21 protein-coding genes and 2 riboswitches are annotated in these 21,967 nt (G+C 39.5%); of the genes, 15 read left to right on the top strand and 6 right to left on the bottom strand.

Going from position 1 to position 21,967, the window contains the following annotated elements; all coding sequences use genetic code 11:
* Positions 1-101: 101 nt before the first annotated feature.
* Entirely contained in the window at positions 102-308 is a 207-nt protein-coding gene (locus MKX73_RS00650) for a hypothetical protein (RefSeq protein WP_339172296.1), read from the top strand.
* Between the two features lie 73 nt (positions 309-381).
* On the opposite strand, the gene MKX73_RS00645 is transcribed toward MKX73_RS00650, so the two are convergent.
* A complete protein-coding gene (locus MKX73_RS00645) occupies positions 382-822 on the bottom strand; it encodes a cell wall hydrolase (protein ID WP_340715868.1) in 441 nt (146 codons plus the stop codon).
* A gap of 204 nt (positions 823-1,026) precedes the next feature.
* Between MKX73_RS00645 and MKX73_RS00640 the strand changes: the two genes are divergently transcribed.
* The 8 genes from MKX73_RS00640 to MKX73_RS00605 all read left to right on the top strand — a co-directional run bounded on the left by MKX73_RS00640 (position 1,027) and on the right by MKX73_RS00605 (position 10,264).
* Positions 1,027-2,283: a LysM peptidoglycan-binding domain-containing protein gene (locus tag MKX73_RS00640; protein WP_445783299.1), complete on the top strand. Its 1,257-nt coding sequence runs from the start codon at positions 1,027-1,029 to the stop codon at positions 2,281-2,283.
* A gap of 164 nt (positions 2,284-2,447) precedes the next feature.
* Positions 2,448-2,546, top strand: a riboswitch (TPP riboswitch).
* Positions 2,547-2,612: 66 nt separating this feature from the next.
* Positions 2,613-2,711, top strand: a riboswitch (TPP riboswitch).
* Positions 2,712-2,786: 75 nt separating this feature from the next.
* Positions 2,787-3,479 (top strand): thiaminase II, encoded by a 693-nt coding sequence (gene tenA / locus MKX73_RS00635; protein ID WP_340715867.1) that lies wholly within the window; start codon positions 2,787-2,789, stop codon positions 3,477-3,479.
* Positions 3,457-4,203, top strand: coding sequence for a hydroxyethylthiazole kinase (thiM, locus tag MKX73_RS00630; RefSeq protein WP_340715866.1), 747 nt, complete (start codon positions 3,457-3,459; stop codon positions 4,201-4,203). Before tenA ends, thiM begins: the two co-directional genes overlap by 23 nt.
* Positions 4,200-5,012, top strand: a complete 813-nt coding sequence (gene thiD / locus MKX73_RS00625; protein WP_340715865.1) for a bifunctional hydroxymethylpyrimidine kinase/phosphomethylpyrimidine kinase — start codon at positions 4,200-4,202, stop codon at positions 5,010-5,012. Before thiM ends, thiD begins: the two co-directional genes overlap by 4 nt.
* Entirely contained in the window at positions 4,996-5,613 is a 618-nt protein-coding gene (gene thiE / locus MKX73_RS00620) for a thiamine phosphate synthase (RefSeq protein WP_340715864.1), read from the top strand. Before thiD ends, thiE begins: the two co-directional genes overlap by 17 nt.
* A gap of 125 nt (positions 5,614-5,738) precedes the next feature.
* Positions 5,739-8,102, top strand: coding sequence for a bifunctional 2',3'-cyclic-nucleotide 2'-phosphodiesterase/3'-nucleotidase (locus MKX73_RS00615; RefSeq protein ID WP_340715863.1), 2,364 nt, complete (start codon positions 5,739-5,741; stop codon positions 8,100-8,102).
* 199 nt (positions 8,103-8,301) lie between these two features.
* On the top strand, positions 8,302-9,216 hold the full coding sequence (locus MKX73_RS00610; protein ID WP_340715862.1) for a glycine betaine ABC transporter substrate-binding protein: 915 nt from the start codon (positions 8,302-8,304) through the stop codon (positions 9,214-9,216).
* A 139-nt stretch (positions 9,217-9,355) separates the two neighbouring features.
* On the top strand, positions 9,356-10,264 hold the full coding sequence (locus MKX73_RS00605; protein WP_340715861.1) for a glycine betaine ABC transporter substrate-binding protein: 909 nt from the start codon (positions 9,356-9,358) through the stop codon (positions 10,262-10,264).
* Between the two features lie 62 nt (positions 10,265-10,326).
* Here the strand turns inward: MKX73_RS00605 and MKX73_RS00600 are convergent, their stop codons facing one another.
* Complete coding sequence (locus MKX73_RS00600) at positions 10,327-11,319, bottom strand: EAL domain-containing protein (protein WP_340715860.1); 993 nt, start codon at positions 11,317-11,319, stop codon at positions 10,327-10,329.
* Between the two features lie 300 nt (positions 11,320-11,619).
* On the opposite strand from MKX73_RS00600, the gene MKX73_RS00595 reads away from it, so the two are divergent.
* Complete coding sequence (locus tag MKX73_RS00595) at positions 11,620-12,711, top strand: NAD(P)-dependent alcohol dehydrogenase (protein ID WP_340715859.1); 1,092 nt, start codon at positions 11,620-11,622, stop codon at positions 12,709-12,711.
* 52 nt (positions 12,712-12,763) lie between these two features.
* Here MKX73_RS00595 and MKX73_RS00590 read toward each other — a convergent pair whose 3' ends face one another.
* Positions 12,764-13,447 (bottom strand): TraR/DksA C4-type zinc finger protein, encoded by a 684-nt coding sequence (locus tag MKX73_RS00590; protein ID WP_340715858.1) that lies wholly within the window; start codon positions 13,445-13,447, stop codon positions 12,764-12,766.
* Between the two features lie 163 nt (positions 13,448-13,610).
* Here MKX73_RS00590 and MKX73_RS00585 point away from each other — a divergent pair, with 163 nt between their 5' ends.
* The gene (locus MKX73_RS00585; RefSeq protein ID WP_340715857.1) at positions 13,611-15,275 is read left to right on the top strand and encodes a ribonuclease J; all 1,665 of its coding nucleotides are present in this window, start codon (positions 13,611-13,613) and stop codon (positions 15,273-15,275) included.
* Between the two features lie 89 nt (positions 15,276-15,364).
* Here the strand turns inward: MKX73_RS00585 and MKX73_RS00580 are convergent, their stop codons facing one another.
* Both MKX73_RS00580 and MKX73_RS00575 read right to left on the bottom strand, forming a co-directional pair.
* Positions 15,365-15,916, bottom strand: a complete 552-nt coding sequence (locus MKX73_RS00580) for an integrase (protein WP_340715856.1) — start codon at positions 15,914-15,916, stop codon at positions 15,365-15,367.
* Positions 15,917-16,192: 276 nt separating this feature from the next.
* The gene (locus MKX73_RS00575; RefSeq protein WP_340715855.1) at positions 16,193-16,486 is read right to left on the bottom strand and encodes a KGG domain-containing protein; all 294 of its coding nucleotides are present in this window, start codon (positions 16,484-16,486) and stop codon (positions 16,193-16,195) included.
* Positions 16,487-16,852: 366 nt separating this feature from the next.
* Here MKX73_RS00575 and MKX73_RS00570 point away from each other — a divergent pair, with 366 nt between their 5' ends.
* Positions 16,853-18,646 (top strand): carbon starvation CstA family protein, encoded by a 1,794-nt coding sequence (locus tag MKX73_RS00570; protein ID WP_340715854.1) that lies wholly within the window; start codon positions 16,853-16,855, stop codon positions 18,644-18,646.
* A gap of 30 nt (positions 18,647-18,676) precedes the next feature.
* Here MKX73_RS00570 and MKX73_RS00565 read toward each other — a convergent pair whose 3' ends face one another.
* Complete coding sequence (locus MKX73_RS00565) at positions 18,677-19,240, bottom strand: GNAT family N-acetyltransferase (RefSeq protein ID WP_340715853.1); 564 nt, start codon at positions 19,238-19,240, stop codon at positions 18,677-18,679.
* A gap of 207 nt (positions 19,241-19,447) precedes the next feature.
* Here MKX73_RS00565 and MKX73_RS00560 point away from each other — a divergent pair, with 207 nt between their 5' ends.
* From MKX73_RS00560 to MKX73_RS00550, 3 genes are read left to right on the top strand one after another with little or no spacing between them, the layout of a single operon-like run.
* Positions 19,448-20,224, top strand: a complete 777-nt coding sequence (locus tag MKX73_RS00560) for an ABC transporter ATP-binding protein (RefSeq protein WP_340715852.1) — start codon at positions 19,448-19,450, stop codon at positions 20,222-20,224.
* Between the two features lie 11 nt (positions 20,225-20,235).
* The gene (locus tag MKX73_RS00555) at positions 20,236-21,177 is read left to right on the top strand and encodes an ABC transporter substrate-binding protein (RefSeq protein WP_340715851.1); all 942 of its coding nucleotides are present in this window, start codon (positions 20,236-20,238) and stop codon (positions 21,175-21,177) included.
* Positions 21,178-21,196: 19 nt separating this feature from the next.
* A complete protein-coding gene (locus MKX73_RS00550; protein ID WP_340715850.1) occupies positions 21,197-21,958 on the top strand; it encodes an ABC transporter permease in 762 nt (253 codons plus the stop codon).
* Positions 21,959-21,967: the final 9 nt, after the last annotated feature.

Here is a 21,967-nt window from a genome sequence, read left to right as displayed (position 1 = left end):
ATGGCTTTCCGACAATTTTTCATTACAAAAATCGAGTCAGCTTCAAAAAAGCATAAAACATCCTAAGCTGAGCACATTAAGGCAGTAGGAGGTGATGAAATATGAGCAAAAACAGCAAAGAGACGATGAATACGCGAACACATAATCCTTTTTCAACGTATAAAGAATTACACCGGAATACAACAAGTCACAATCGGAATCCGGAAGATAATACAGCGGAATTTTCGGAAGAATTCGATTCGAAATTAAAAAATAAAAACAATAAAACAAATCATGATAAAAACCAGCAGTCAAATAAAAATAAATAGTTGTTAAAGTAAGAAAAACCTTGTCACATAATTTGTGCAAGGCTTTTCTTATATATGTGGGCAGTAAATACAGTTAGCCCTGATAAACACTGTCACATGTACCACCTATCGGTTCATAGAAGCAATGCTGTTTAAATTGCCCTGTAAATGGCTGATTGTACCAAGTCGGAGGACAAGGACCATATGGGTTGAAATACCATAGTGCATACTTTGCTGGATGTTGTCTCCAATAGTCCAGCACCTGTTTTGCTAATTTCCGTTCTGTTTCTCTGGCCCTTTGATAAAACATGTTCCCTTTTTGTACCGCCTCAAAAGAATAGTTATTGCCCTGTACTTGGAAAATAACCTGCTCAATCGTTCTCACATCATTAAAATCCAGGCATGTGGCAATAGCTCGGTTCACAATTACATTTCCTACGTACAACATCCCTTGTTTTCCTTCGCCTTCCGCCTCGGCCCGCATCATTCGAGCGATTAAGTCGATATCGGCATCCCGGTATTTTACTCTTGGCATTTTTTCACCTCACAACTATAGTATGAAACAGTTAACGCGGTTGCGCATATGAATAAATGAAATCGTTTAAAAATTGTTTTTTTGTCATTACTTCTGTATTTCCAACCTATCTTTCCGCATTAACACGGGATATAGTTCATAAATTAGTACATAGAAAAAGGAGGACGGACAATTCAAATTCATGTTGTACAACCGGGAGAATCATTGTGGGCAATCGCACAGGCTTATGGAACAACAGTTCAAAGTATAGTGGAAGCCAACCAAATTCCGGAGCCCGCTCGGTTAGTGATCGGGCAAGCATTGGTCGTTCCACTGAAAGGGCAATATTATATTGTCCAGCCAGGGGATAGCTTATGGTCTATTGGTCAACGTTTTCAGGTGAATTATTTAACGCTCGCACAAGCAAACGGGCTGAGTCCGGATGCACTGCTCATGATCGGCACCTCATTGTATATACCGGAACCATCCAAAAGGTCTGCAGAAATTTTGGCATATGTAGAACCAAGAGGTAATGAAATAAATGAAGTGCTGCTGGATCAAGTTCGTGAGGCAAACCCTTACTTAACGTACTTAGCTGTATTCAGTTATGAGGTGAGTCGGGATGGTTCAATAAAAGGACCGACTATTAATCCTTTGCCCGAGATTGCTGAACAAGAGAAAACAAGTATAGCAATGGCGATTACTAATCTCGAAGATTATCAGTTTAGCGCTGAGCTTGCACGGGATATTTTCCAGAGTGTCGCGGTCCAAAATTTGCTGCTGGACAATATCATAGCAGAAGCAAAGCGTATCGGAAATATTTCGGATATCCATTTTGATTTTGAGCGTATTTCAGGGGATCAGCGGGAGGCGTATAACAATTTTCTTCGAAGAGCTGTCGAACGCATGCATGCGGAAGGATATACGGTTTCTACCGCATTGGCGCCCAAAACGAGAGCGGATCAGCCAGGGGAATGGTTTATGGGGCATGATTATAAGGCACATGGCGAAATAGTGGATTTTGTTATGCTGATGACATATGAATGGGGATATTCTGCTGGTCCACCAATGGCCGTTTCTCCGCTGCCGCAAGTCGAGCAAGTAGTACAGTATGCATTAACAGAAATTCCGGCGAATAAAATTTTACTGGGACAAAATTTGTATGGCTACGATTGGACCTTACCTTTTGTTCAAGGTGGAGACTACGCAGAAGCAATAAGCCCTCAACGTGCAATTGAAGTGGCAAAACGCTACAATGCGGCTATCCAATTTGACTATACAGCACAGGCCCCATACTTTAATTACTATGATGAGCAAGGCCGTTCACATATTGTCTGGTTTGAGGACGCGCGTTCCATTCAGGCGAAATTCGATTTAGTAAAGCGCTTGAATTTACGTGGTGTCGGCTATTGGAAATTAGGATTGCCATTCCCGCAAAACTGGCAGCTTATCGGGGCTAATTTTAATGTTGTGAAGAAATAGCAAAATAGACGGTCAGATGAAATGAAAAACAATTCATCTGACTTTTTTGATTGTCATCCATTTAAGAAGGAGATTTGGCTGATACTGAGTAGCAGTTATAATTTCATAATTTTTTGAATTCACTTGCCCGATTTGAATTAATTTGTTACACTCGGGATAATTAAATGCATTTGCGGGGGGACACAGAAGTGTTGAGAAGGTTAAAACCTGACCCTTAGAACCTGGCCGTTAATACGGACGTAGGGAGCAAAGTACACTCTATACATATGTACTTACTTTGGCTCCGCGTATCTTTTACGTGGAGTCTTTCTTTTGCAAATATACACGCATTTGATTTGCGGGGGGACACAATAGTGTTGAGAAGGTTAAAACCTGACCCTTGGAACCTGGCCGTTAATACGGACGTAGGGAGCAATGAAAAGTGGTACTTACACTTTTTGGGGACGTCTCTCTATATTGAGGCGTCTTTTTTGTGCTTCCGCCAACAATAAGGAGGAGTAACAATGGGATTTTGTGAAAAGGTAAGGAAAGAAACGGATTTTTATTGGGAGGCCAGCTTCTATCACCCTTTTGTACAAGGGATTGCTGATGGGAGTTTACCGTTGGAAAAGTTTAAGTTTTATATGCTGCAGGATGCTTATTATTTGAAGCATTATACGAAAGTTCTTGCACTTGCAGCTGCAAAAGCGACAACGGATGACGATGTTCAATATTTTCTGCAAACTGCAAAATTTATTCATGATGCAGAGCTGGAGTTACACCGTACAACGTTTAAAGAATTAGGTGTGACATCGGATGATTTGGAACTATTCGAACCGGCCCCAGCAGCCTATAACTATGTAAGCCATATGTATAATGCTGTGCATAATGGAGATGTAGCGGAAGCTTTTGCGGCGATTTTACCTTGCCCATGGCTGTATCAGGAAATTGGGCAAAGGCTAAAAGATGCAAGCCCCAATATCCCCCTTTATGAACAGTGGATTGCGTTGTACGCATCCGAGGAAATGGTTCAAAATATTGAAATACAAAAAAAGATGCTGGATCGATATGCGAAAGAACAACCGGCAAAGCTGAAGGTGTTGCAGGAACATTTTAAGAAAAGCTGCTATTACGAATGGATGTTCTGGGAGATGCCTTGGACAAAGCAAAGCTGGGAACAAGGAGTGTATGTCAATGAGCCTGCAAGCAATTCATAAAAATCAACCGTTAGTTCATTGCATTACAAACTATGTCGTCGCAAATTTTACAGCAAATGGTCTGCTGGCGGTGGGGGCTTCACCAGTAATGGCGGACGCGATAGAAGAAGCGGGAGAAATGGCTGCCCAGTCAAATGCATTACTAATAAATATGGGAACTTTGAACGAACGGACGGTAGCATCGATGAAGCAAGCCGGACTGAGTGCAAATAAACATCAAACTCCGGTCGTTCTGGATCCGGTAGGGGTAGGGGCGACGAAATTCCGAGCTGAAACAGCCCAGCAACTGCTCGACCTTCTAAAAATTGATGTGATCCGCTGCAATATTGGAGAACTGGCGGCTCTTGCGGGAGCAGATTGGGCATCAAAAGGGGTTGATAGCGGCAATGGGGATATCGATGTTGCAGCGACTGCCAAACAGTTGGCTAATAAATATCAATCTATTGTAATTGTTACAGGAGAACAAGATGTTATTACGGATGGGGAAAGAATCGGATTTGTAACGGGCGGTCATGAAAAAGTGACTAGAATGACAGGGAGCGGCTGCTTGCTGAGTGCCTTTTGCGCTGGGGTGCTTGCAAACAGTAAAGAACCGTTTAATGACTTACAAACCCTGCTGAATGAATATAAACAGGCAAGTGCCAATTCTGTAGCAGCTATGGGAACTTTCCACACAAATTTCTTGAATGAACTAGAAAATTTAGCGGAAGGAGGACGACGATGATTACATGTACAATTGCAGGCTCGGATAGCGGTGGCGGTGCAGGCATCCAGGCAGATTTAAAAACGTTTCAGGAACTGCGTGTATTTGGCACATCGGTCATTACTGCACTGACAGCACAAAATACCGAAGGAGTGCATGGGATTTTTCCGACAACGGCCGATTTCGTCCAAGCTCAATTAAAAGCAGTACTTCATGATTTTGACATAAAAGCAATTAAAACTGGGATGCTGTTTAGTGCCGAAATTATCGAAGCAATTGTCGCGCTTCTAATAGATACAGAAATTCCGCTAATTGTTGATCCGGTAATGATTGCAAAAGGAGGTGCCAGTTTACTGGAACAGGAGGCAACAACGGCCCTTAAGGAAAAATTATTGCCGCTTGCAACTGTTTGTACACCGAACATTCCGGAAGCGGAAATCCTGACTGGATATCCAATTAAAACGGAAGATGATATAACGTTAGCGGCGCATCATCTATTAAGTCTGGGACTGGAATGTGTTGTTATAAAGGGTGGTCACTTAAATGGTAAGCATGCGACAGATACGGTTTTCATTCGTGGGGAGCAACCATTTAAAATGAAAACCGAGCGAGTGGATACGAAACATACTCATGGAACAGGATGTACATTTTCTGCAGCAATCACGGCGGAAATGGCAAAAGGAAGGTCGATAGAAGGAGCCATTATAGAAGCAAAAAAATATGTGCAGCTGGCTATTCGTCATCCGCTCAATATTGGTCACGGATTTGGCCCGACAAATCATTTTGCCTATCATGAACAGCGAGGGTTGTGCAATGTCCATGTCTTTTGATTTAAATAAATATTTTATTATGGGAACAATCAATTGTAAACGCGACCCGCTGCTTGTTTTGGAAGACGCGCTACAGGCAGGAATTACGATATTTCAGCTGAGGGAAAAAGGCAAAAATGCTTTAAAGGGTGATGAATATATTCAATTTGCCAGTCAATGCCAAAAGCTGTGCAAAATATACAACGTACCATTCATTATCAATGATGATGTCGAACTTGCATTAACATTGGATGCAGATGGGATACATGTAGGACAGGAAGATATCGAAGTGGAGAAGTTCAGATCTATTGCGAAAAATAAAATCGTCGGGGTATCGGTTCATACAATGGAACAACTGGAACTGGCCATGGCAAATGGCGCAGATTATGCGGGGATTGGTCCAATTTATCAAACTACATCAAAAGATGATGCAAGAGCACCGGTAGGGCTGAAGTTATTGGAAGAAGCAAAATCTCAGTATCCAAAATTTCCGATTGTAGCAATCGGCGGAATCTCCACTGAAAACAGCTTCACTGTAAGACAGACCGGAGTAAATGGAGTAGCTGTTATTTCGGCAATCAGTCAGAGTAATAATGTGAATGAAACTGTAAATAGGCTTTAAGTTAAAATTTGTAATAAAAGTACTATTTTAATAGAAATAGCTTGTATCAAAATACTCTTTTCCACTATTCTGTCAATTTAGTATGATAGTTCTGTTATACACTACAGAATATGGGAGTGAAAGAAATGTTGAAAAAACTATCTGCTTCAGCCTTAACGCTAACACTTTTAGCAAGTGGCATGTCAGCAGTTTCAGCGGCACCAGCATCTACGAATGAAGATATGACGCGTGGAGAGTTTGTGAAGGCCGTAATTGATGCATTGGGAGTGGAGGTCGGCACTGGACAGACTGTCAAATTCCAGGATGTACCTGATTCACTCAAACCGTATATTGAAAAAGCGGTGGAATTAAAGTTGATTAAAGGGAAAACTCCAACGAAATTTGCACCGAATGAAAAACTGACACGCACACATGCTTTCCTTATTGCAGCAAGAGGATTACAGGATGGGAAAACATATTCTGAAAAGGTATTGGATCAGTTTAAAGATGCAAATAAAATTGGACAAGGCAATCGCCAGGAAATGGCCAAAGCAGTAGCAACAGGATTACTGACAGGCTATGAAGACGGCACGATTCGCCCGAACGATTTTGTAACAAAAGCACAGATGCAAAAAATTCTTCAGCGCTTTTTGGAAGAATACAGCCCTGTAAAAGCAAATACGACGGTTTCTTTGAGGATTTTAGGTACGACAGATATTCACACAAATATTTTAAACTATGATTATTACAAAGATACGCCAACGAACAGTTTAGGTTTGGCAAAAACTGCTCTGCTAATCGAAAAAGCACGTGAGGAAAACCCAAATACAGTACTGTTTGACAATGGAGATGCAATTCAAGGAACGCCACTTGGCTCATATATCCAGTCCGTAGCGAAATTAAAAGACGGCGAAGTTCACCCGTCGATTGCTGCTATGATCGCGCTTGATTATGATGCAGCGACATTCGGTAACCACGAGTTTAACTACGGTTTGGAATTTCTCGATGAAGTAACAGATGATGCCCCATTCCCGTATGTTAATGCCAATGTGCGCAATGCAGCGACAAAGGAATTAATGTATGAGCCATATGTCATGATTGAAAAAGATGTTGTTGATTCAAACGGTGAAAAAACGAAGATTAATATTGGGGTGACAGGTATTGTACCACCTCAAATTTTGAAATGGGACAAAGCAAATTTAGAAGGAAAAGTAACCGTCGATGATTCGGTAGAAGCTGTTAAAACAGTCGTTCCGAAAATGAAAGAAGCAGGAGCGGATGTTGTCGTAGTACTTTCACACTCAGGTATGGGAGATGCTACACATGAAAAAGGCGAAGAGGATGTATCGTATTTGCTGTCGACAATTGAGGATGTCGATGCAATCATTACAGGTCATGCTCATGGCGTATTCCCTGGTAAAGTGGATAGCTCTATAACTAATGTAGATATTGAAAAAGGTACAATGAACGGCAAGCCGATTGTTATGGCAGGTAAATTCGGTAGTCATTTAGGGGTCATTGATTTGGAGCTCGAGAAAAAAGATGATGCCTGGGATGTCACAACAGGTACTGGCGCGGTACGTGAAATCGCAAAAGATAATGACACTGTCAGCACTGAGATTGTCGAAAGTGTAAAAGAAGCGCATGATGGAACAATTAAGTACGTACGTCAGGCAGTAGGGACAACGACTGCTAACATTCACAGTTATTTCTCGCAAGTACAGGATAATCCTTCTATTCAAATTGTCACGGACGCACAATCAATTTATGTGAAAGAAAAGCTGAAAGGTACAGCGTATGAAAATCTTCCAGTACTATCTGCGGGTGCACCATTCAAAGCAGGAACAAGAAGTGATCCTGAATACTATACATTTGTACCAAAAGGCGAACTTGCAATTAAAAATGTAGCAGATTTATATTTATATGATAATACACTTGCTATCGTGAAAGTAACAGGTGCGGATGTGAAAGAATGGCTTGAGATGTCTGCCGGTCAATTCAATCAAATTGATGCAGCAAAATCAGATGAACAGCAATTAATCAATGCTGAATACCGTTCGTACAATTATGATGTTATTGACGGTGTGACATATGAAATTGATGTAACAAAACCGGCGAAATATGATGAGGACGGAAATGTTGTAAACGAACAAGCATCACGTATCGTCAATCTGCAATATAACGGCCAGCCAATTGATGAGACACAGGAATTCATCGTAGCGACGAATAACTATCGTGCAAGCGGTACATTCCCGGGTGTCCGTAATGCGACAGCGGTTGAAATTTATCCGGATGAAAACCGTCAGGCAATTATCGATTATATTTTAGCCGAAAAGACGATCGATCCGACAGCAGATGGTAACTGGAAATTCGCTCCAATTCCGGATAGCGTAAATGTTGTATTTGAATCTTCTAAAAAAGCAGTTGATGTTTTAGATGAAAACAGTGCTATTAAGTATATTGGAGACGGTACAGACGGTTTTGGCAAGTATGGTTTAATAACAAAATAATGATAAAAATGCCTGCAGGCGAAGAATTCATTTCTTCTGTCTGCAGGTTTTTTGTGTTTTGGATAATACCAGTCACGAGTATGAACGACGGACTTTAGAGTTACTTTTTTGGATGAATCTGTTTGACATAGTAACAACTCGTTGTTAGTATTAGGTTGTTACTTTTTTAGATATAAATTTCAATTTAGGGGATGAGAAGATGAGCAAAATAAAAACAGTAGGTATTACTTTAGGGGTGTCTTCTGCACTTCTACTCGCCGCTTGCGGAGATGATACGGAAAATAATGAAAATTCAACAGGCGCATCGTCTTCCAGTATTGGGGAACAGGTGAATTATACCGTTGTTGGGGTTGAACCGGGTGCAGGTCTGACTGGTCTTTCCCATCAAGTATTGGAGCAATATGAAAATCTGGAAGGCTGGACATTACAGGAAAGTTCAACTGCCGGAATGCTGAGTACATTGGATAAGGCAATCCGGAATGAAGAACCTGTAATCGTGACAGGCTGGACACCGCACTGGAAATTCTCGGCTTATGATTTGAAAATACTTGAAGATCCTAAAGGTATTTTAGGCGGCGCTGAAAACATTCAAACACTTGCCAGAAAAGGTTTGGAACAAGACCTGCCTGATGTATATACAGTACTTGACCGCTTTTATTGGGAACCGGAAGATATGGAAAAAGTCATGTATGATGCACAAGAAGATGGAGACTTTGAGGTAGCGGCAGCCGATTGGGTTGAAAATAATCAAGACAAAGTAAGTGAATGGACAAAAGATATAGCACAAGGAAATGGCGAGAAAGTAAAAATCATTTCTACACCGTGGGATTCTGAATTTGCATCAAGCAGTGTAATAAAAGTTGTGCTGGAACAATTAGGGTACGAACCTGAAGTCACACCGGTTGACCCGGCTATTATGTTCCAGTCAATCGCAACAGGTGAAGGAGACGTAACAGTTGCACCATGGTTACCGACAACTCACAAAGCCTTTTATGACAAACATAAAGACGATATTGTTGATTTAGGTGAAAATCTTGAAGGCACGCAAAATGGATTTGTTGTACCGGCATATGTAGACATTGATTCGATTGAAGATTTAAAACCAAAAGAATAGATAAGGTTTGCCCCGTAAATTTTCATTACGGGGCTTTATTAATGAGTACCTCCAGTTTGACATGAGTAACAACTTGTAGTTAAATTGAAGTTGTCGCTTTAGAGGGTAGATAAATTCAGATTTTAGGGGATGAAATATTTTGAAACGATTTAAAACTTTAGGTTTAACTGTAGGGATATCTGCCGCATTATTATTAGCGGCATGTGGGGATGATACAGGAAGCAGTGATAATACAACTGAAAAAGAAGCCAGTATCGGTGAAGAGGTCGGCTATACAATAGTTGGTATTGAACCTGGTGCTGGAATAACAGGTCTAACGTATGACGCATTAGAACAATATGAAAATCTAGAGGGATGGACATTACAGGAAAGTTCAACGGCCGGTATGATCGGTAGTTTGGATCAAGCAATTCGCAATGAAGAACCGATTATTGTGACAGGATGGAAGCCCCATTGGAAATTTTCAGCTTACGATTTAAAAATACTAGAGGATCCTAAAGGGGCTTTAGGAGGGGAAGAGTATACAAATACTCTTGTAAGAAAAGGATTAGAGAAAGATTTGCCTGATTTGTATACGATTCTTGATCGATTTCATTGGGAACCGGAAGATGTAGAACAAGTAATGCTTGAAGCATCAAATAGTGATTTTGATTCGGCTGCAGCGGAGTGGATTCAAAATAACGAAAATAAAGTAAATGAATGGACTGAAGGTATTACAAAAGGGGACGGGGAAGAATTAAAGTTAATTACTACTACATGGGATTCTGAATTAGCATCAAGTAGTGTCATGAAACAAGTGATTAATGAGTTAGGATATGAAGTAAATGTAATTCCTGTTGATCCAGCTATTATGTTCCAGGCAATTGCTACCGGTGAGGGAGACGCCTCTCTTTCTGCGGCACTTCCAACAACACATGATGCATTTTATAAAAAGCATAAGGAAGATATAGTAGATTTAGGAGAGAACTTAAAAGGTACACAAAATGGTTTTGTTGTACCAGCTTATATGGATATTGATTCAATTGAGGATTTGGATCCGAAGAATTAATATATGATTGATATGAAAAAAGCTATATGCTGTAGTGAAAAACTCCTGCATATAGCTTTTTCTTATCTAATAGAACGCTGTGGCTCGAGGCTTGGTTTTCCGAATAAATAACCCTGGAAAAGCTCATAGCCGATTTGTTTCAGCCATTCAAAGTCTTCCTCGGTTTCAATACCTTCAGCAAGCGGTGTTGCGCCAATTTCAAGTGCTGTCTTTAAAAACTGTTTAGCGGTAAGTTGTTTTTCAAGATCATTTTTTACACCTTGTACATACTTCATATCAAGCTTCATATAATGCGGTTTCATATCAGCGAGCATTTCCAGTGTGTTATACCCTTCTCCTACATCATCCAAAGCATATTGAAAGCCTTTTTCGTTATAGTAATTCAAGATCGATTTTAAATGCTCAATATCATCGACCTGCTCCGATTCGACAACTTCAAAAACAAATTGATTCGGGTCAATTTGCAGAAGCTTAGCAAGCTTTACCGTTGACTGCAGACAATATTCCGGAGAATAAATCGATGTAGGTATGAAATTGATAAATGTCTTTTTCTTAAGCACAGCAGCGTATTTTACGGCAGCCATTCGACATAAACGGTCCAATGCATACAAGCGGCCACGACTTTTTGCTGCTGTAAAAATTTCGTTAGGGAATATAAGCGTTCCATCTTCACGGGTAAAGCGTGAAAGCACTTCATAAGCATAAATTTCTTTTTTATTATTTACGATAGGCTGTGAATAGCTGGCAATTGCATTTCTATGTATGACATCATCAATCCATTGCATTTCCAAAACTGTTTCAATATCAGCTATAGTTTTCCAATCCATCTCATCAATTCTAAAATAAATCTGTTCAGGCTCCATATAATCCCTGCTGAAGTCAAGAAACTCCCTTACACCAGATTCTTGTATTGTTACATACTGTTCCTTTTTTGTAATCGTTAAATTCCGACGGTTAAAGTGATCGACAATCATATCCATCATAGCTAGATTGTTTTTACCTTCTAATAAAATATCAAACTGTAATTCAGATACGACACAGTTTTTACAGGACATGAGTATCCCCTCACTTCTAAATTTTAACTTTACTGTATACCATCAAGTACAAATATACTATAAAAAATAATAATAAATCCTTTTCACTTATTAAAAATGTACAGTTTTTGGACATAGGATCCGTAATGGTATATACGTACAGGCACATATTAAAATGCAGAAACAGTTGATTGTGCCCATTAATAAAGATATAACGCTTTTTGCTTTTTGAACCGCTTTTTATAATGAAGTGTAATTATAAAATGATTGGGAATAGTAAGGTAGGTGAGAATAAATTAACAAATAAGGAGACACAGTGAAATGAAAATTACAGCAGCTGTAACTGAAGCACAAGGAAAAGATTTTGTCTTGCAGGAAGTGGAACTTGCATCTCCAAAAGCAAATGAAGTATTGATTAAAATTGTAGCAACTGGTGTTTGTCATACAGATGCGGTAGCGCGTGATTTGGCAATTGCTCCACTTCCGGCAGTTCTTGGTCATGAAGGATCAGGGATTGTGGAAGAAGTGGGTGAAGGCGTAACAAGTTTAGAAAAGGGTGACCATGTTGTTTTATCATTTGCACATTGCGGTTCATGTCCAAACTGTTTGACGGGCCACCCGACAGTATGTGATACGTTTAATCCTCTCAACTTTGGAGGTGTCCAGGATGACTATACAACACGTCTTTCAAAAGATGGTACCGAGTTAGCAACATTCTTCGGCCAGTCCTCATTCGGAACATACGCAATTGCTCATGAGCGAAATGTTGTAAAAGTAGATAAAGATGTCGACCTAGCATTGCTTGGCCCACTTGGCTGTGGGATTCAGACAGGTGCCGGAACTGTATTAAATAGACTCCGCCCACAATTCGGTTCTACAATTGTCATTTACGGATGCGGTGCTGTTGGTTTATCTGCACTGATGGCAGCAAAAATAGTCGGCTGCAAACAAATAATCGCAGTTGATGTCCATGACTCCCGGCTGGAATTTGCTAAGGAACTCGGGGCGACACATGTATTAAATGGACGGAATGTGGATGTTGTTGCAGAAGTGAAAAAGATTACAAACGGCGGTTCAAACTATGCAGTTGAAACGACAGGTGTGCCGCCAGTTGTGAAACAATCCCTAAATGCATTACGCCCACTAGGTACTTGTGCGATAGTAGGTGTAACACCTGAGATGGCAATTGATGTCCATAACGACATTATGGCAGAAGGGAAAACAATGATGGGGGTTATCGAAGGAGATTCGGTACCACGTGTATTTATTCCGGAGTTGGTCAACTATTACAAAGATGGTAAATTCCCTTTTGATCGCCTCGTAAAGTTTTATGAATTTGAACAAATTAATGAAGCATTTGAAGACTCTAAAAAAGGAACTACGATTAAACCTATTTTAAAAATCGCGAAATAAATTGATCAAAGCCGAGAACACAGGAATTCTCGGCTTTTTGAATATATTGCGGTCATTCTAAATAATCATATTTACGTGCTTCATCTGCATACTCCTTGGAAATTTGCCCTTGAAGATAGTCTTCTTTTGATACATGCAATATTTCCAGTGCGGAATACGTATCTTCATCATCTTTGTCTTTATATAAATCGTTGTAGTGATCAAAATCCCCTTCAAAATCTGCCGGTGTATCGGAATTCCCGTACTGTGCGACGATTTGGAAGGAGTCTTCGTTATCTTGAAGCTCATCATCCTTTTCCCTATTTGAAAAGGAGTTGTCTACAGCCGGGTGGAGCAGTTGTTCTTCAACCGGACGATCTGTTGCAGGAGTTTTTGCATCACTATGCTCAATACAAAAAGCAGTATACGGAATTGCTTGCAGCCGATCATATGGGATTTCTGTTTGGCATTTTGCACAAACTCCATATGTACCATCATTCATCCGATCAAAAGCTGCCTCGATTTGGCCCAATAAATCATCACTGTGTACTTTTAACGCCATATCTTTTTCACGGTCATATAATTCGGTTGCCAAATCCGCGGGATGATTATCAATAGTGGAAAGTTCATCAGTAGAATCCCTTAAACTCGCATGTGCAATTAGCTCATTTTCATTTGAATTGACATCACCAATTAATTCTCTTTTTTGTTCGATGAGCAGTCGTTTTAATTTAGTAAGCTGTTTTTCACTAAGCATCGTTATCAAATCCTTTCAATAGTAGTATGGGCGAAATACGATGAATTATTTCAAAACATCGTGAACTGCTTTCGTATAGTTTCTTTTTAAATTAGAAATACTACTGTATAAAGCAAAATTTTATGCACACATAAAAATATCCATCCTATAGGAGGACTCGAAGTTGCTAAATACTGAAAATACACTATCCATCTTTGCACTCGGCGGCATTAATGAAATCGGAAAAAATATGTACGTCATCGAGTATGGGCAGGAATTAATCATTGTTGACTGTGGTGGGAAATTTGCGGATCAAAGCTTATTGGGTGTTGATTTGATTATCCCGGATTTAAGTTATTTGGAGGAAAATAAACATAAAATCAAAGCATTGGTTGTAACACATGGACATGAGGATCATATTGGCGGTATCCCGTATTTGCTGAGAAAAATTAATATACCGATATATGCTTCTAGATTTACACTCGGGTTAATTGAATTGAAATTAAAGGAGCATAAATTGCTCCGTGATTCAGAATTAAATGAGATTAATGCAGATTCACAAATTAGTTTCGATCAATTATCTATCACATTCTTTAAGACAAGTCACAGCATTCCTGACTGTTTAGGGATTGTTTTTCATACTCCGGAAGGGAAAGTCATCCATACAGGTGACTTTAAATTTGATTTTACACCTGTCAATGATCAAACATCGGATATTCACAAAATGGCAGCACTCGGATCAGAAGGGGTGCTTGCGCTTATTTCCGAAAGTACAAACGCTGAACGACCTGGTTTTACACCATCGGAGCAAGTAATTGGACGTCATTTGGATGAGGCGTTTCAACAGGCGACCGGAAAAATCTTCATTTCTACCTTTGCATCCAATGTGAATCGTATTCATCAAATCGTCGAAGCGGCAAAAAAGACAAACCGGAAAATTGTTCTTTTAGGTCGCAGTATGGTGAATGTTACATCTGTTGCGATGCGGCTGGGCTATTTGGATATTCCGGGCTGGATGCTTATCGAACCAAGAGAATTGAAGGAGTTACCGCCGGAACGGGCAGTAATATTATGTACAGGAAGCCAAGGGGAGCCATTAGCAGCGCTTTCAAGACTCTCGACCGGCCGCAATCGTGATGTCAAAGTTGTGCAAGGCGATACGGTTATTTTCGCAGCTTCTCCCATACCGGGAAATGAAAAAGATGTTTCGAAAATAGTGGATAATCTGTTTCAGCTTGGCGCAAAAGTTGTTTACGGAAATTCAAGCATTACTGGTATGCACGTTTCTGGACATGGTTATCAGGAAGATCTAAAAATGATGCTGACACTCATGAAGCCCAAATATTTTATTCCGATTCATGGTGAATACCGTATGCTTCATATTCACCGTTCATTGGCGGAAGCGGTTGGAGTTGAAAAAGGGCATACATTTATCCTGAAAAATGGTGAGATTGTTGATATTAAAGGCGGGGAAGCACGGCAAACACGCGCTATTCCGGCGGGGGATACGTATGTGGACGGTACGGGAAGTGATGAAGTCGGTGAAATCGTACTGCGAGACCGGAAGCAGCTATCCGAAGACGGGATGCTTGTTATTGTTGTGACAATCAGTAAATTCGATGGTTCCATTATTTCAGGGCCGGACAGTATTTCACGCGGGTTCGTCTATGCAAGGGATTCAGAAGCATTAATAAATGATATAAACGAAATTGCTCAGGCAGCTGTAGAAAACTTCAATGAAGCCAATCCTTTTGCTATGAAAAAGGCGATTAAACACGCGGTAGATCAATATATCTTTACATTAAAAATGAAAAAACCAATGATTTTACCGATTATTATTGAAATATAAAATTAAAAAAGAACAACGATCTTGAAAGGCAATATTCACTTTCAAAATCGTTGTTTTGTTACGTATTATTAATTGTTTGCCGACTAAAATTAAACAGGCTGAAGCTCTGTTTGTTCCAGCAGCGTTTTGTAAGCAGCCAAATCTTCTTCATAATTTCTAATATAAGTGGAAAGACTATGTTTCTTTATCATTTCAAATGAATTATGATCGATATATTGTAATTTTTGATTCAGGATTTCTGCATTTGCCCAGGCAGTTTCTTCAAAAGCGATGTTCATTTGATGTTCTTCAATAATCATACCTAGTAAATCGGGGTTTTGAAAAATTTCTTCGGTAGAATATTGATCCCGCATATTAAAATAATCGAGGGTTCTCGTTAAAGAAGCATCTAGGGCAGGACGGTCAATCGCATGACCTAGTTCATGAAGTGTAATGGTTTTTACATATTGATCAAATGGAATGCTTGATAGTTCATCAGCAGCTTCCACTAAACGGTTTGCATCAAAACTAACAACATTTGTTATAAAATTATAGCTCATATTTACTCCGGTATGATCCTCTTCCAATATTGTATTGAGGCCGGTAGCTTTTATAGTGGAATTAATTAATTCAAATAAAGATTCGTTTGTAGATTGTTGCATGTATGCGCTCATTTCCTTTTCTATATATAAAATAAATAAGAAAACACAATAAAACGCTCGCTTTGAATATAGCGAGCATAAAATAATATATAATTCTCATATAATATTTTCAAGTAATTTGTTTGGATATGTATACTGATTGAGATAAATTTTGGATAAACGAGTAAAAGCATACAAAAAAAGATGTCTGCCATTCTTCTAAATGGCAGACATCTTTTATTAACGTAAATGATATTTACATATTCAATTAACCTGTCTTCAAGGTTATTCAACTAATTAAGAGTTATTTTTGTTATTTTTATTGTTGGAATTGTTGCTGTTATTATTTCTGCGGCTTGCTTCTCCGCCTTTACGGCCAGCCTCTTCACGGCTCATTTTGCCGCTGTTGTTATTGTTGTTATTACCGTTTTGGTTGTTTCCGCTGCTCGCTTCTCCACCTTTACGGCCGATTTCTTCATAAAATTCTCTACCATGGTTATTAGATGTAGCTTCTCCGCCTTTACGACCCGCTTCTTGAACCGTCATTGATCCGTCATTCTGATTCTGATTACGTTTGTTGTTATTAGCCATGTCTTACATCCTCCTAGTGAAAATTTTTAGCTTATTGCTAAGCTTACTAGTTAAATTCCCATCTCACTTTATAATAAACATTAATTATATTTCATTTATATTACAAAAAAATGATATAAAATTATCAGGAATGAATAATGGAGTTCTTTATTGAGAAGAAAGTATTCATATGACATAGATATGTGAAGCAATGTATGCAAAAATCATTTCTATTATTTTGATTATTTTAATAATTCCGGCTGTTTAGTATGATAAAATAGCTATTGTGCACAATTTTCAGTTAATTTGAAAATTTGTGATACAACAGTTTCAGAATTTGTTATTGTTATACTACAACAAAAGAGAGATACATAGGGGGAGAATGTAATGAATGCAATTACACTAGTAATTGGGGCAATATGTATTTTAGTAATTGCCTATCGTTTTTACGGAATTTTCTTTACAAAAAAAGTATTGAAGATTAATGAAGATACGCCAACACCTGCAAACGAAAAAAATGACGGACAAGACTATGTACCGACAAATCGTTGGGTAGCTTTCGGGCATCACTTTGCAGCAATTGCAGCTGCCGGACCGTTAGTTGGACCAATCTTAGCTGCGCAATTTGGTTATTTACCGGGTTATCTTTGGTTATTAATTGGTGCCGTTATCGGGGGTGCAGTACATGATGCTGTTGTATTATTTGCTTCGATGACAAAAGGCGGGAAGTCATTATCGGAAGTTATGCGTGAAGAGCTTGGGCCTGTCGCAGGTTTTTGTACAGGATTAGCGATGCTTTTCATTATTACAATTACAATGGCCGGTTTATCGATGGTTATTTTAGGAGCTTTAGCAGAAAACCCTTGGGGAACATTTGCAGTTGCCGCAACGATACCGATTGCAATGCTCATGGGTCTGATTAATAAGTTTACAGGGAACTTGAAGATTTCAACAATACTTGGGGTCATTCTCCTTGTTGGTGCCGTTTTCTACGGACCGTCTATTCAAGGTACTTGGTTGGGTGATGTATTAACATTGGATCGTGAAACATTATCGATTCTATTGCCGATTTACGCATTCTTTGCTGCTGCTTTACCAGTCTGGTTCTTACTGGCACCGCGTGATTATTTAAGCAGTTTCATGAAAATTGGGGTATTTGTTGCTTTAATTATTGGTGTGTTCATTATTAATCCGACAATTCAATTCCCTGCATTTATTCCTGAATTCCTTGGAGGCGGTCCAATCGTTGCTGGTCCAGTATGGCCATTCGTTTCGATTACAATCGCTTGTGGAGCTATTTCCGGTTTCCATGCTTTTGTAGGGTCAGGTACTACACCGAAAATGTTAAATCGTTGGGATGATATTCGCGTAGTTGGTTTTGGTGCAATGCTCGTAGAATGTGTCGTTGGGGTAATGGCACTGATCGCCGCTACGGTATTACATCCGGCAGATTACTTTGCGATTAACTCATCACCTGAAGCATTCGCGAAATTAGGCATGACGGTAGTTGATTTACCAGTATTGTCAGAAGCGATTGGTATGGATTTGGAGGGACGTACTGGTGGTGCTGTAACACTTGCAGTTGGTATGGCATCCATATTTGCAGGTGTAGAATGGTTTAGTCATCTAACCGCTTACTTCTATCAATTTGTTATTATGTTTGAAGCGGTCTTTATTTTAACTGCCATTGACGCAGGTACACGTACAGCACGTTATTTAATTCAAGACTTTTTAGGAAATGTTTACAAGCCGCTGAAAAAGACGGATTGGCTACCAGGAGCAATTGGAGCAAGTGCATTGGCCTGTATCATGTGGGGGTACTTATTGAATTCCGGCGATATTGCCTCTGTCTGGGCATTATTCGGTGTATCCAACCAGCTGATGGCCTCCATTGGTCTAGTATGTGGTGTAACATTCGTATTGAAAGTAGCGGATAAACGGATTTATGCTTTAACTTGCTTTATTCCGTTAGTATATTTATACATTACGGTAAATGTAGCAGGATTCTGGATGGTGAAAAATGTTTACTGGAACGATATGGCTGGTGGATACAATATTCTAAACGGTATATTATCGATTATAATGCTGACATTAGGATTGATCATTGTAATTACATCATTCATTAAATGGCGTGAACTTTGGGCACATCCTCGCTTCACAAAACAAGCAACTGCTAATTAAAACACAATGAGCGGAAAATTAGAGTAATCTCTAAATTTTCCGCTCTTTTTGTGTTGGATATAAATAGTTGAGAAAGTCGTCCCTGAAAACAGCATTTAAAATACAAGGCTGCTTTTGTCTTTTTTCCAGCAGCAAATGTTCTTCAGGAAATTGCTGTTCGATATTTAAAGAGATGAACGGGAGTTTTTCCTGTGCTTTTTGGGAACGCAAATTGACAGTACGTGCACCGGCAAATACTACCTCAAGATGCAGGTATTCAAATGCTATTTTCAGAAGTTCGATTTTAGAAGCCAGATTATAGCCTTGGCCCCAATAATCGACACCGATCCAGCTTCCGATATGACACTGTTTATTGGACTGATCGATAAACATCAGAGTCGTAATTCCGATCAATTGATCCTCTTCATTTAATATAATACGGGAAATTGTTCTCCCTTCAGATTCCTCCATTAATGTATTGATAATAAAGTTTTCCGTATCTTCCACAGATTGAGTTGGAAGTCCGAGTGCATTCTTCACCTCGGGTGCCTGGGATAACCGGTGAATTTCTTTAGCATAGCTAAGCGCTTGTGGAATTAATGTTACTTTTTTCATTCATTTGGCCCTCACTTTCCGATAAAACGTACCAAACCTAATTATAGTAGATTGCTCCATTTTACATTATATTCAAAAAATATCCGATTATTTTTTAGAAAATAAAAATTTATTAAAAAATAAGGTTGTTTTATTTAAGTAAGTATAATAATATAACTCATATAATATAAAACCAAGTTGAATAATCGGTATTGGGGTGAAAAATAATTGGCGACACCTAAGATTGAAATTAATGAAGTTTCAAAGTCGTATGGAGAAAAAGGTCCGACAGTACTGAAAGATGTTACCTTTAATATAAAACACGGCGAATTGATTGCCATTTTGGGGAAAAGCGGTTGTGGCAAAAGTACATTGCTAAATTGTATCGGTGGCTTTGAAACAATTAATCAAGGACAGATCCTGCTTGATGGGACGGCTGTTACAAAACCTAGTAAACGCTGTATTATGCTTATGCAAAATTATGGACTGCTGCCGTGGCGCTCAGTTCGGAAAAATGTGGAGCTCGGTATTGAAAATTCGGAGTTATCGACTGCTGACATTACAAAAAGAGCGGCCCATTATTTACAGATGGTCGGATTGGAAGACCGTGCAAATGCATTGCCTAGCGAGCTGTCGGGCGGTATGCAGCAACGTGTTGCAATAGCTCGTGCACTGGCGATTCAACCGGAAGTCATTTTAATGGATGAACCGTTTGGAGCGCTTGATACATTTACACGCTATTATTTACAGGATGAATTGAAACAAATTCAGCAACGCGAGAAAATGACGATTGTATTAGTAACCCATGATATCGATGAAGCGATTTATTTAGCAGATCGTATTCTCATCATGAAGCCAAATCCTGGTGAAATCCATAAAGAAGTTGTGCTGAAGTTGCCTAAGGAACGCAATCGTGCAGATACGGATTTTCAGCATTACCGTGAAATTATATTCAATGAATTCCAATTTACTCATGATAAAGCAACGATCGAATTTAATATTTAGGAGGATAGCAGATGAAAAAAGTAGTGTTAATCATGACAATGCTTTTCATGACATTGTTAACTGCCTGTGGGACGAACGAAACAGGCAGTTCTGCAGGTGATGGGAAAAAGCCAACGATTAAAATCGGTTATTTACCGATTACGCACGCAGTTCCGCTATATATGCAGAATGATGAAAAGTATGAAGATTATAATTTAGAGCTCGTGAAATTCGGGTCTTGGCCTGAGCTGATGGATGCACTAAATACTGGTGCAATTGATGGGGCATCTGTATTGATCCAATTAGCGATGAATGCAAAGGAAAAAGGCATTGATTTAAAAGCAGTGGCGCTTGGTCACCGTGATGGTAATGTATTAATCGGTAGTAAAGATATAAATTCCGTAGAAGAACTGAAAGGGAAATCTTTTGCGATCCCAAGCAGGTTTTCAACACACAATATTTTGTTGTATGAAATGCTGAAAAAACATGGCATTGCTTATGATGAAGTAGATGTGATCGAATTGCCGCCAGCGGAAATGCCTGCAGCTTTAGCGGAAGGGCGTATTGCTGGTTATGTAGTCGCTGAGCCATTTGGCGCGATATCCGTAGCGTTGGAAAACGGGAAAGTGCTTTATCAGTCAGAAGAGATTTGGCAAGATTCAATTGATTGCGGTTTAGTATTGCGTGGCCAGTTTATTAAAGACAATAAAGATTTAGCAGGGAAGTTTGTCGATGACTATGTAGCAGGCGGAGAGCTTGCACAAGGAAAAGACGATCATATGCATGAAGTCGTTGGCCAATATTTAACAGTTGAAAAAAATGTATTGGATATTTCATTAGATTGGATTTCCTATGACAATTTAAGCATTGAACAAGACAGCTATGCGATTCTGCGTGATGCATTACTGGAAATGGGATTATCCGAAAACCCGCCTTCCTATGAAGATTTTGTTGATGCTAGCTTTGTAAATTAGTAGAGGACGGAGGGATAGTATGGCGATAGTGAAGAAATTGTCCCCGATTGCACTTGGCTTTCTATTATTACTAGTCGTTTGGCAAGTTGCCATTATGATAGGTGGGCATCAGTCGGCACTTTTCCCTCCGCCTTTAAAAGTGGGGGAAGCATTATTTGCGATCATTTCCGATGGTTCGCTGTTTGCACATATACAAATTAGTTTAGTACGATTTTTTTCAGGATATCTGATTGCTGTTGCTGCAGCCATTTCATTAGGTTTAATTTTAGGAAGGTTGCCGGCTGTCTGGAAAGTGCTCGATCCCGTTGTTCAAGTATTGCGACCGGTTTCACCAATTGCGTGGTCACCGTTTATCGTTTTATGGTTTGGCATTGGCAATATGCCCGCGATTGTTATTATTTTTATCGCTGCATTTTTCCCGGTCTTATTGTCCACGGTATCAGCGGTAAAAAAAGTCGACAAAACGTATTTACGTATTGCGTCAAATTTTGAAATGAGCCCTTTTGAGACAATGAGAAAAATTATATTGCCGGCTTCATTTCCGATGATCGCCAATGGACTGCATATGGCGCTAGGTTCTGCATGGATTTTCCTCGTAGCCGGGGAAATGGTCGGTGCGCAATCGGGTTTAGGATTTTTAATAGTCGATGCACGAAATTCTTTAAGTCTGGATTTAGTCATGGCGTGTATTGTTGTAATCGGGGTACTTGGCCTTTTACTGGATAAAGGCATTCATTATTTTGAAAGCTGGGTCAATCGCATATGGGGAGGCGCAAAATAAAACTGCCTA

This window comes from Solibacillus sp. FSL W7-1436 (genome assembly GCF_038007305.1).
GTDB lineage: Bacteria > Bacillota > Bacilli > Bacillales_A > Planococcaceae > Solibacillus.
The sequence above is the reverse complement of the archived record's forward strand: the minus strand, read 5'-3'. Positions and strand labels throughout refer to the sequence as shown.

Bases quoted from the DNA above. Each gene is read 5' to 3' on its own strand.
- MKX73_RS00555 (WP_340715851.1), top strand. From the start codon at position 20,236: ATGAAAAAAGTAGTGTTAATCATGACAATGCTTTTCATGACATTGTTA.
- thiD (WP_340715865.1), top strand. From the start codon at position 4,200: ATGATTACATGTACAATTGCAGGCTCGGATAGCGGTGGCGGTGCAGGC.
- MKX73_RS00595 (WP_340715859.1), top strand. From the start codon at position 11,620: ATGAAAATTACAGCAGCTGTAACTGAAGCACAAGGAAAAGATTTTGTC.
- MKX73_RS00590 (WP_340715858.1), bottom strand. From the start codon at position 13,447: ATGCTTAGTGAAAAACAGCTTACTAAATTAAAACGACTGCTCATCGAA.
- MKX73_RS00615 (WP_340715863.1), top strand. From the start codon at position 5,739: ATGTTGAAAAAACTATCTGCTTCAGCCTTAACGCTAACACTTTTAGCA.
- thiM (WP_340715866.1), top strand. From the start codon at position 3,457: ATGAGCCTGCAAGCAATTCATAAAAATCAACCGTTAGTTCATTGCATT.
- MKX73_RS00565 (WP_340715853.1), bottom strand. From the start codon at position 19,240: ATGAAAAAAGTAACATTAATTCCACAAGCGCTTAGCTATGCTAAAGAA.
- MKX73_RS00550 (WP_340715850.1), top strand. From the start codon at position 21,197: ATGGCGATAGTGAAGAAATTGTCCCCGATTGCACTTGGCTTTCTATTA.
- MKX73_RS00575 (WP_340715855.1), bottom strand. From the start codon at position 16,486: ATGGCTAATAACAACAAACGTAATCAGAATCAGAATGACGGATCAATG.
- MKX73_RS00610 (WP_340715862.1), top strand. From the start codon at position 8,302: ATGAGCAAAATAAAAACAGTAGGTATTACTTTAGGGGTGTCTTCTGCA.
- MKX73_RS00580 (WP_340715856.1), bottom strand. From the start codon at position 15,916: ATGCAACAATCTACAAACGAATCTTTATTTGAATTAATTAATTCCACT.
- tenA (WP_340715867.1), top strand. From the start codon at position 2,787: ATGGGATTTTGTGAAAAGGTAAGGAAAGAAACGGATTTTTATTGGGAG.
- thiE (WP_340715864.1), top strand. From the start codon at position 4,996: ATGTCCATGTCTTTTGATTTAAATAAATATTTTATTATGGGAACAATC.
- MKX73_RS00570 (WP_340715854.1), top strand. From the start codon at position 16,853: ATGAATGCAATTACACTAGTAATTGGGGCAATATGTATTTTAGTAATT.
- MKX73_RS00645 (WP_340715868.1), bottom strand. From the start codon at position 822: ATGCCAAGAGTAAAATACCGGGATGCCGATATCGACTTAATCGCTCGA.
- MKX73_RS00650 (WP_339172296.1), top strand. From the start codon at position 102: ATGAGCAAAAACAGCAAAGAGACGATGAATACGCGAACACATAATCCT.
- MKX73_RS00600 (WP_340715860.1), bottom strand. From the start codon at position 11,319: ATGTCCTGTAAAAACTGTGTCGTATCTGAATTACAGTTTGATATTTTA.